9 protein-coding genes are annotated in these 9,859 nt (G+C 62.5%); 7 read left to right on the forward strand and 2 right to left on the reverse strand.

Annotation, left to right across the window (positions count from 1 at the left end):
* Positions 1–125: 125 nt before the first annotated feature.
* Positions 126–776 (reverse strand): TetR/AcrR family transcriptional regulator, encoded by a 651-nt coding sequence (locus CAP13_RS02090; RefSeq protein WP_085830006.1) that lies wholly within the window; start codon positions 774–776, stop codon positions 126–128.
* A gap of 225 nt (positions 777–1,001) precedes the next feature.
* On the opposite strand from CAP13_RS02090, the gene CAP13_RS02095 reads away from it, so the two are divergent.
* The 4 genes from CAP13_RS02095 (at position 1,002) to CAP13_RS02110 (ending at position 6,190) form a co-directional block, all read left to right on the forward strand.
* Positions 1,002–2,003, forward strand: a complete 1,002-nt coding sequence (locus tag CAP13_RS02095) for a DUF362 domain-containing protein (protein ID WP_085830007.1) — start codon at positions 1,002–1,004, stop codon at positions 2,001–2,003.
* Between the two features lie 548 nt (positions 2,004–2,551).
* The gene (locus tag CAP13_RS02100; RefSeq protein ID WP_085830008.1) at positions 2,552–3,367 is read left to right on the forward strand and encodes a tyrosine-protein phosphatase; all 816 of its coding nucleotides are present in this window, start codon (positions 2,552–2,554) and stop codon (positions 3,365–3,367) included.
* A 74-nt stretch (positions 3,368–3,441) separates the two neighbouring features.
* Positions 3,442–3,999, forward strand: coding sequence for an alpha/beta hydrolase (locus tag CAP13_RS02105; RefSeq protein ID WP_085830009.1), 558 nt, complete (start codon positions 3,442–3,444; stop codon positions 3,997–3,999).
* A gap of 34 nt (positions 4,000–4,033) precedes the next feature.
* Positions 4,034–6,190, forward strand: a complete 2,157-nt coding sequence (locus tag CAP13_RS02110; protein WP_085830010.1) for a BglG family transcription antiterminator — start codon at positions 4,034–4,036, stop codon at positions 6,188–6,190.
* A 155-nt stretch (positions 6,191–6,345) separates the two neighbouring features.
* Here the strand turns inward: CAP13_RS02110 and CAP13_RS02115 are convergent, their stop codons facing one another.
* On the reverse strand, positions 6,346–6,774 hold the full coding sequence (locus CAP13_RS02115; RefSeq protein WP_085830011.1) for a Dps family protein: 429 nt from the start codon (positions 6,772–6,774) through the stop codon (positions 6,346–6,348).
* A gap of 134 nt (positions 6,775–6,908) precedes the next feature.
* Between CAP13_RS02115 and CAP13_RS02120 the strand changes: the two genes are divergently transcribed.
* The 3 genes from CAP13_RS02120 to CAP13_RS02130 all read left to right on the forward strand — a co-directional run bounded on the left by CAP13_RS02120 (position 6,909) and on the right by CAP13_RS02130 (position 9,700).
* On the forward strand, positions 6,909–7,757 hold the full coding sequence (locus CAP13_RS02120; RefSeq protein WP_085830012.1) for an AraC family transcriptional regulator: 849 nt from the start codon (positions 6,909–6,911) through the stop codon (positions 7,755–7,757).
* Between the two features lie 114 nt (positions 7,758–7,871).
* Positions 7,872–9,275, forward strand: a complete 1,404-nt coding sequence (asnS, locus tag CAP13_RS02125; RefSeq protein ID WP_085830013.1) for an asparagine--tRNA ligase — start codon at positions 7,872–7,874, stop codon at positions 9,273–9,275.
* A gap of 101 nt (positions 9,276–9,376) precedes the next feature.
* Positions 9,377–9,700: a putative quinol monooxygenase gene (locus CAP13_RS02130; protein WP_085830014.1), complete on the forward strand. Its 324-nt coding sequence runs from the start codon at positions 9,377–9,379 to the stop codon at positions 9,698–9,700.
* Positions 9,701–9,859 lie beyond the last annotated feature (159 nt).

A 9,859-nucleotide genomic window follows, 5' to 3' on the forward strand; every position in this document is an offset into this window, starting at 1 on the left:
GCGTTGAAGCGCCCGAACGCCTGCGCGAAGAACATCGCAGGCGTTCGGGCACTTTTTTTGGAAGCGATCACACGTGGCTTCTCGCGGGGTGCGCGCATGGTCCGGTTACCCACCCCCCCCCCTCGTCAGCCTTGCGCATGCTCCCGCACCCATGCAAGGCACATGGTGACGAAGTCGGCGTAGGCATCCTCAAACGTCCCCGGGGCCGGCGGCATGCCGACGATCTGGATTGCCTCAGCGGAGCGCCCGGCCGGATGGTGGTGGCTGTAGAGGTTTGGCGCTTGGAAGATGAGGCGGAGGTACAGCTCGCGGGCTTCGATGGGGGAGCAACCTGTCTGCCGGGAGAGCAGGTCTGTCAGAGGGGCGTAGATCTCGGTGAGGGTCCGTTTGAAATCAACCAGGCGCTCGAGCGAGGTGTTCGATTCGATGATCGCGATCAGGATGTCTTGATAGCGGAGGAACGCGCGGTGCTTAGCGGTGACCTTGGCCCAGACACGGGCGAGGTCCCTGTCGTCACAGGGCACCGCGGGGAGCGATGACATGAGCTCAGCGATATAGGCTTCATTTGCCCGACTGTGGAGAGCGAGAAAGACCTCCTCCAGGGTTGCCGCGTATTTGTACAGGTTTGAGCGGGACCATCCCAACTCCTTCGCGATGAGCCCCATGTTGATCTCGTGGTAGGGCAGCTCGGCGAAGAGCCCCTCAGCCGCATCCATGATGGCCTCCATGCGTTCCGCCTTCTGCTCAGGCGAGCGGGCCCGCTGATACTCTGCCACAAGGTCTCCTCTCAAACGAACCCCTATCGTAACAAATAATCCGACGTCCTTGTGTTAGAGACAGTATGTCTCGTATAATCTTATCGACAGGACAGGAGTGACATGCTGCCCTGCAGAGCGAAAATCGGCATCGTGCATGGCCGGTTTTCCGCCCTGAGCACTGCACTACCGGGCAGATGCGGGTAAAAGACATCATGTTCCTTACATTCAACGTTGGAGGATCTTATGACAAAGCCCGTTGCCGCAACTGATGGAAACGTGTACCTCCCCTACGAGGAGCGCACCGGTGAGGAATCGGTCGTCTACTTCACGCGCGACCTCTCGCCCGAGGGCCTGAAGCACGCCTATGAGCGTGTGAACGCGCACATCACCGGTAAGGTGGGCGTCAAGCCGCACACCGGTGAGCCCCACGGGCCCAACATCATCCCAGCCCCGTGGGTGCACGAGCTCCTGGATACGGAGTCCGAGCTCGCGGACGCCAACATCGTTGAGACGAACACCTACTACGAAGGGGATCGCTACACCACCGCGCAGCACCGCAAGACGCTCGAGATCAACGGCTGGAACTTCCGTCACGTCGACATCATGGACGAGGAGGGGACCGTCGAGCTCCCCATCGAGGGCGGGAAGTGGCAGCAGACCATGTCGGTCGGCTCGCACATGCCCAGCTATGACTCGCTGGTGGTCCTCACGCACTTCAAGGGCCATCCGATGGGCGGGTTCGGCGGTTCGGACAAGAACATCGGCATCGGTTGCGCCGACGGTCGTATCGGAAAGAAGCGCATTCACACCATCGAGGGCTCGGATGACATGTGGTCGATCGATAACGAGGAGCTGATGGAGCGCATCAGCGAGTCCGCGAAGGCGACGGTCACGAGCTTCGGTGAGAACATCTGCTTCGTGAACGTTATGCGCAACATGTCGGTCGACTGCGACTGCATGGGCGTGGCGGCGGCGCCGGTGGTCACCCCGAATGTGGGCATCTTCGCCTCCACTGATATCCTCGCGGTCGATCAGGCCTGCGTCGACGCGCTCTACGCGATGCGCGAGGAGGACAAGCATGAGCTCGTGGAGCGCATCGAGACGCGTCACGGCCTGCGCCAGCTCTCAGCCATGAAGGAGCTGGGCATGGGCAACGACCGCTACGTGCTCGTCGACATCGACAACGGTGACGCGCATATCGTTGCGAAGGACGCGGTGGCGGAGGTCGTGCCGTTCGAGGCGTAAGGTTGAACGACAAAGCTCGTTTTGAGCGGCGGTTCGGGGGTCTCCCCGGGCCGCCGTTTTTCGCGCGTACGCGGCCGGCTCAGACCAGCCGCAGCGGGGCGCGGCTATGCGGTGTGCCTGGGATGGGGAAAACGTCATCTCGAGGCGGTCCCGCAGGCGATCTGCATGAAGGCGCGGTCGAAAGTAGGTTTTCGCGCCCATGGTGCCTTGAACGCCCCGCAGGCCAGCGGGCCGTTGCATCGGGCATCGGAGCACGGCCGCGTGCAGGGGAGGGGACCAAAACGTCATCTCAAGGTCGTCCCAAAGGTGATTTGCATGAGAGTGCGGTTGAAAGTAGGTTTCCGGGTCGATATGGACTGGCGGAGTCATGCGCCGGGTGCTGGGCGATAAAACGCGGGCTTCCGACACCGAGGCCCGGCGCGCGCTCGCGCTCGCAGTTCCCCTTGGACTTTTCCTGTTGATGACCGCATCCGTACACGCTGTTGTGGTGGGAGCGCACGGGTGTGGGCAGAATGTGATGAATGACAGATACAGCAGAAAGGCACGGCATGCGAGAGCAGATGATCGGGACCAGGCGCGTCGAGGTGCCTGACGAGCCGGGACCGCAGGGCCGCGAGTCCTACGGGCGGATCGACTTCGAAGAACTCCCGAACACACGCGACCTCGGCGGCCTCATCGGGGTGGACGGTCGACGCGTGAAGCCGCGCCGACTCCTGCGGTCGGGCGCCTTGGGATTCGGCTCCACGGACGATCTCAAGCGCCTGCGTGACGAGTACCGGCTCGGCCTCGTGGTGGACCTTCGCAACGACACCGAGCTCGCGGAGGTCCCCGATCCGATGGAGTTCTTCCCGGACGCTTCCTATGTCCACGCGAATATTTTGCGTGAGGAAACCTCTGGTATCACGCAGGAGCAGGCGGCGCGGCTCGAGCGCGCCCAGCGGCAGGCGCGCGAGGAGGACGATCCCGTGGTCTTCATGGAGGCTGTCTATCCACATCTGCTGCTCAATCAAGCGGGGATCGAGGGCTACCGCGCCTTCCTCCGCGCCGTGCTCGATCGTGATGCGGATGCCTCGCTCTGGCACTGCTACGTCGGTCGCGACCGCTGCGGCATGGCGTCGGTCCTCATCGAGGCGGCGCTCGGCGTGTCGCGCTCCGATATCGAGGCCGACTATCTCGCCACGAACCTGTATGCGCCACGCCAGCTGACCATCGACGCGCCGGCGAGCCTGCGCTTGATCGATGCGGCCTGGGGCGCCGCGGATCGTGAGTTCGGCGGCATGTTGGGTTACATCACCGGTGCCCTGGGCCTTGACCAGGCTGACATCGCCGAGCTCCGCGCACGTTATCTGGAGCCCGCCGCATAGGGGCTCCGAGGCGGTTCGATCGACTATCCTAGGGGATCCCAAACAATTGAACCGCAGCGAGAATCGGAGCGCCCGTGATCATCGAACGCCATGCCCTCTGGGGAGACGAGCCCACCCCTGACCATCCAGCAACGTACACCGCCTACCTTGCCGACCAGCTGCCAGAGGCGGCTGCCCAGACGCATCCAGCCGTGGTGATCTGCGGCGGCGGAGGCTTCACGCACATCGCCCCGCATGAGCAGGAGCCGGTGGCGCTTGCGTTCCTCGCCCAGGGTTACCAGGCCTTCGTACTTGATTACGTGACCAGCGAGTCGGGGGATGTCGCCTACCCCAGCCCCGAGGTCGATCTTGCGCGCATGATCGCGACGGTCCGGGAGAACGCCGCCGCCTGGCGCGTCGACGCGGAGCGCGTGGTGGCCGTGGGCTTCTCGGCGGGCGGCTTCATTACGGCCTCCCTCGCCGCGGGATGGAAGACTGGGCCCTTCGCGGCCCTTGCCCAAGCGCGCCCCGAGCAGATCCGCCCCGATGCGGCGGTCCTCTGCTACCCCGTGATCGACCTCGCCTTCATCCGCGACATACAGACCCGCGATCNGTCTCTCGGGCCTCCTAGACCCTGTTCGCAAGACGCTTGATAGAATCGCGTGATACGAGCGATTGGAGCAATCGATGAGGATCGTATCACGCCGGTGCATCGAGATTCTAAAGCGGCTGCATCTCAGCGCAGATCCGGTTCCCGTCAGGGTGCTTGCTGAGCATGTGGGCGTGAGTGAGCGAACCGCCCGCTACGATCTTTCGGATCTGCGCCTGTTTCTTTCGCAGTACGGTGTCTCCATAGAAACTGTTCCAGGCGCAGGGCTTGCTCTGGCACCTGTACATCGCGAGCGCGTGGTGGAGATCCTCGACCAGTGGGACGCGCACATCGGGCCAGATCAGCACTATAAGGACGCGGAAGAGCGCTGCATGGCGGTTGCGATTGCGGCGCTCGCGGGGCAGGCGTCGCACACGATCGCGGAGTGGGAAGAGCAGCTCGGGGTGAGCCGCTCAACGTGCCTTCGCGATCTGTCCGCAGCCCGCAAGCAACTTGCGAGCTGGGGACTGAGGCTCATGGAGGGAAGGACGCGGGGGATTTCGGTCATCTCGCCCGAATCTGAGATAAGGTCGGTGCTCAGCCGGGTGCTGCTGAGCATTATTCTGGAGGAGCAGCTGCTTGCGGTCTTGGTGCGGGAGCGAGGGCATACTCATCTGCTGGTAAAGCCGACCCCATTCGCGTATCTGAACAACATCATCGAGGCGCCCACGATGGAGTTGATCGTCGAGGCGGCGATGCAGGCGTTTCAGACGTATGAGACGCGCCCTGCAGATAATGAGCTGATCTCTTCACTTGTGAGGATTTCCGTAGCGTGCAAGCGGATGTCCGAGGGCAAGATGCTCCAAGAGGCCCCGGCCCCGTCGTTCGCTTCAAAGCGCGTTCTGGGCATCTGCAAGAGACTCGTGCGGGCGGTTTTAGGTGATGGGCTCGAAGACGGTGTTAGAGCCAGGGAAGCGGGGGCTTTGGCAGCGCTTCTGCCAAATCCCATGGAGCGTGCCGGAGCTGGAGAGCCGCCGGGAAGGGAAATTGAGTCAACTCGCATCGCAACATATGTCTTGCAGCGGATAATTGAGACGCTCGGAGTCGATCTCGGGCGTGACCCCCACCTCTTGGAATTGTTCCGCCTGCACCTGGGATCCGCCATCGCACGGGCCCATGCGGGCGATCAGGTGCGGAATCCCTTTCTTGATGCCGTGAAAGCCCAGTATCCGGTTGTATTTAGCGCATGCACTGAGATCTTCGCAGACGTTTCTTCCAAGTTCGGTGTCGCGCTGAGTCCGGATGAAATCGCCTATATCGCGATGTATGCGGCTGCCGCGCTGGGGCATCAGGAGACCGCACCGGTCCATTCTGGAATCTCAGCGGTTTTGATCTGCGGCTATGGCTATGGCTATGGAACGGTTGCCCTGTTGAAAAGTGCGCTTAAGCGGCGGCTGCCATGGGTGCATGTGATTGAGCAGATCTCTGTGTTCCAAGCGATAGAGCACCGCTATGACGGTGCCGATATCATCCTCACGACTGTGGAGGTTCCCGTTCCCCTGCCCCTGCCTGTGATTCAGGTGAACCCGATGCTGCCTATAAGCGATATACGGAAGATTGAGGCGTTTTCACCGTGGCGCAGCGAAGGCCAGCATGTCCGCCTGGAGGATGTCCTTTCAATCATCCATCGCCACTGCACCGTGCATGATGCGTCGACATTGGAGAGCGACCTGAATAAACTGCTGGATAACAGGCTCCCACCCGTGGTGGTCAGTGGTGGCCAGCCATCGCTCCTCGACGCGCTGGGGAGGGAGCGGACCCTTGCGAGGGTGCATTGCGCGAACTGGGACGAGGCAGTGCGGCGCGCGTCCACGGTGCTGCTCGGGGAGGGGGAGGCGGCGTCGACCTGGCTGTCAGACGTTTACAAAATCCGTGACGACTATGGGCAGCTTTCGGTGCTCCCCACCGGCATATGCATGCCACATGGGTTTCCACGGCCCTCCTATTCGCTCTCAATAACGCTGATCACCCTTGATGAGCCGTTGGAGATTGAGTCGTTTGGCGAGAATGTGGAAGTTCGCGTTGTCATGGCGATCGCATCACCGCATAACGAGATACAGGCGCGTGCCCTCGATGAGCTGTTCTCCATGATCGATTCTCACGTCGGACTCGCTAGAGAACTCAGCGATACCGCGAATTCAAGCGAGTTGTACGAGCTCTTCGTGCAACGGTATCGTGAGCTTTTCCCTGGCTGAAGTCGGGGTTGCATGGGGTTCAAGGTGCTGACCTGACGTGCGGATCACTGTGAAATGGCTGAGACGCAGAAGCTCTTTATGCTGGTCGATCGACCTCCAACGCAAAGGTGCCCCAACGCGCTGCGCAGAGGCACCTTCGTTCGTTCGACCGCATCTTACCGGCGGCTCTGGCCGATCATCCAGATCGACTTTGAGAAGCTCTCGATGTAGCCGTCGGCCTTGGCGGCCACCAGGTCGCTGCCGGCCTCCTCGGCTGCGGCCTTCACGGCCTTCGCGGATGCGAGCAGGTGCTTGAAATCGGCCTCGACGGCGTCGAACACCTCAGCGGAGGTCACGAACGTGCCCGGGGCCTCCTCGATCTTCGTGAGTGCGATGAAGTCGGCCATCTTCGAAACGGGCTCGAGGCCTTCCATCAGCATGGCTTCAGCCACATCGTCAATGACATCATGGATCCCGTCGTAATACTCCTCAAGTTGCTCGTGGGCCTGGAAGAAATCCGGACCCTTCACGTACCAGTGGAAGCTTTGGAGCTTGTGATACTCGACGACGAGGTCTGACAGGAACTGGTTCATCGTGCTCTTCATGGGATGTCCTTTCATCCGTTCTTGTCCTTAACAACTAGCATGATGAAGTACATTCAAATCAGATACTAGTAAATAATGCTCAATTAGTTGTATTATATATTCAAATACAGACATTTGTAGAAAGATGAGGGGCGATGAACGGGGTAATCGACCTGCCGATCGAGTTTGAATACGAGGATGCGCGGGCCCTTGGGGAGATGGGTGAGCTCGCGCATTGGCACGGTGCCATCGAGGTCGTCGGCGTCACGCGCGGCCGCATGCGGTGCCAGACCAATGCACACGCGTTCGAGCTCGAGAAAGGCGACCTCTGCTTCATCAACCGCCGGCAGCTCCACCGTCTGATGCGTGACGGCGAGACCGAGGGGGCTGCGCGGACGCTTGTGGTGGGCACCGACGTGCTGGTGCAGAACCCGGCGATCCTCGACGCCTATGTGCGCCCTGTGCTTGAGAACCCCGCGTTTGAGCACATGCTGCTCCCCGGTCACCGCGAGGCCACGGCGCGCCTCCGCCATGAGATCGACGAGCTCGAGATGCTGCTCGCTGAGCGCCCGCCCGCTTTCGAGCTGGAGGCCATCGCCCGCTGTCACCAGATCTTCCGCGGGCTCTTCCTCGCCCTCTCGGAGCGAGGGACGGGGGAGACTGAGATCGACGCCAACCTCGAGGTGGTCCGTACGATGATCTCCTTCATCCGCGAGCACAGCTCCGAGAACGTGCAGCTCGAGGACATCGCCGCCGCGGCACGCGTGAGCAAGAGCACCTGCGCGCGCCTGTTCAAGCGCTACACGGGCCGCTCCCCGGTGACGTACCTCATCGCGTACCGTCTCGAAACGGCCGCCGCCATGTTGCGGCAGGGCAGCGATCCCATCGGTGCGATCGCACATGCCTGCGGGTTCTCGCAGCAGAGCTATTTCACCCGGATGTTCCTCAGGGAGTTCGGGGTGACGCCGCGAGCCTGGCGTGCGGGCAAATCGGAGGTCGGGTGAGCCTGTTCCGCAGGCCGCCCCTGCTATCATAGGCACGAATCAACAACGCAGGGCCCCTGGACCTCGGGATTGAAAGTCCCCTGCTCCTTCGGCCCCTCACCAAGGGGAGCATGCATGGATCGCACCAAGATCGCCCAGCTCTACGCCGACGCCGAGGCGCTCGCCGGCGCCACCGTCACCGTCGCCGGTTGGGTTCGCTCCGTCCGCGACATGAAGAACTTCGGCTTCGTCACGCTGAACGACGGTAGCTGCTTCAAGGACCTCCAGATCGTCATGAACCGCGACGCGCTCGCCAATTACGACGAGATCGCGCACCAGAATGTCTCTGCGGCCCTCGTGGCCACGGGCACGGTGAAGCTCACCCCGGATGCCCCGCAGCCCTTCGAGCTCACCGCTGCCGAGATCCGCGTCGAGGGCGCCTCCACGCCCGACTACCCGCTGCAGAAGAAGCGCGCCACCGTCGAGTTCCTCCGCACCCAGCAGCATCTGCGCCCGCGCACCAACCTCTTCCGCGCGGTCTTCCGCATCCGTTCCGTTGCGGCGGCGGCCATTCACCGCTTCTTCCAGGATCGTGGATTCCTCTATGTGAACACGCCGATCATCACCGCTAACGACGCCGAGGGCGCCGGCGAGATGTTCCACGTCACCACCATCGATCCGGCTACGCCGCCGCTCGATGATCACGGTGCGGTTGACTACAGCCAGGACTTCTTCGGCACCCGTGCCTCGCTCACGGTGTCCGGCCAGCTGAACGCCGAGAACTTCGCCATGGCCTTCGGCGACGTGTACACCTTCGGTCCGACTTTCCGCGCCGAGAACTCGAACACCGCGCGCCATGCCGCCGAGTTCTGGATGATCGAGCCCGAGATCGCCTTCGCCGACCTCGCCGACGACATGGACCTCGCTGAGGACATGCTCAAGTACGCGATCCGCGATGTCATGGATCGCTGCCCCGACGAGCTCGCCATGCTGAACAAGTTCGTGGACAAGGGCCTGATCGAGCGCCTTGATCACGTGGCGAGCTCGGACTTCGCGCGCGTCAGCTACACCGAGGCCATTGAGATCCTCGAGGCTGCGGTCAGAGCGGGCCACGTCTTCGAGTTCCCGGTGTCCTGGGGTATCGACCTGCAGACCGAGCACGAGCGCTTCCTCACCGAGCAGCATTTCAAGCGCCCGACCTTCGTGACCGATTACCCGGCCGAGATCAAGGCCTTCTACATGCGCCTGAACGACGACGGGAAGACGGTGGCCGCTGCGGACTGCCTCGTGCCGGGCATCGGTGAGATCATCGGCGGCAGCCAGCGCGAGGAGCGCTTGGACGTGCTCGAGCGCCGCATCGCCGAGCTGGGCATGGACGCCGAGCAGTACCGGTACTACCTCGATCTGCGCCGCTTCGGCAGCTGCAAGCACGCGGGCTTCGGCCTGGGCTTCGAGCGCCTGGTCATGTACCTCACTGGCGTGTCGAACATCCGCGATGTCATCCCGCACCCGCGCACGGTGGGCAACGCCGAGTTCTAAGGGCGGATGCGCCGGCGCCTCTCGTTGCCAGGAACGTCGAGACGGGGTGATCAGATGCTGGGCACCGGGTCCAGCGGTTCGCGATCTACAAGGAGGATCCCATGAGCATCACGGTCAACATCATCTACCGCGGCAAGAACGGTGCGGCACGGGCCTATGCGGAGGAGATGCTCTCCTCCGGAACCGTGGCGGCCATCCGCGCTGAGGACGGCAACGAGGCCTACGAGTACTTCCTGGGCTTGGAAGATCCCGAGCAGCTGCTCCTGATCGACCGGTGGCGTGATCGGGAGGCGCTCGACGTGCACCACGCGACCCCGATGATGGACACCATCGCCACGCTGCGCGACAAGCATGATCTGCACATGGAGGTGCGCCGCTTCGAGGAGGAGGCCCCTTCACCGGACGGGGACTTCATCCGACAGTAGCGAGTCCAAGGTACATGCGTTGAAGCGCCCGAACGCCTGCGCGAAGAACATCGCAGGCGTTCGGGCACTTTTTTTGGAAGCGATCACACGTGGCTTCTCGCGGGGTGCGCGCATGGTCCGGTTACCCACCCCCCCCCTCGTCAGCCTTGCGCATGCTCC

This window comes from Collinsella vaginalis, assembly GCF_900176655.1.
Lineage (GTDB): Bacteria > Actinomycetota > Coriobacteriia > Coriobacteriales > Coriobacteriaceae > Collinsella > Collinsella vaginalis.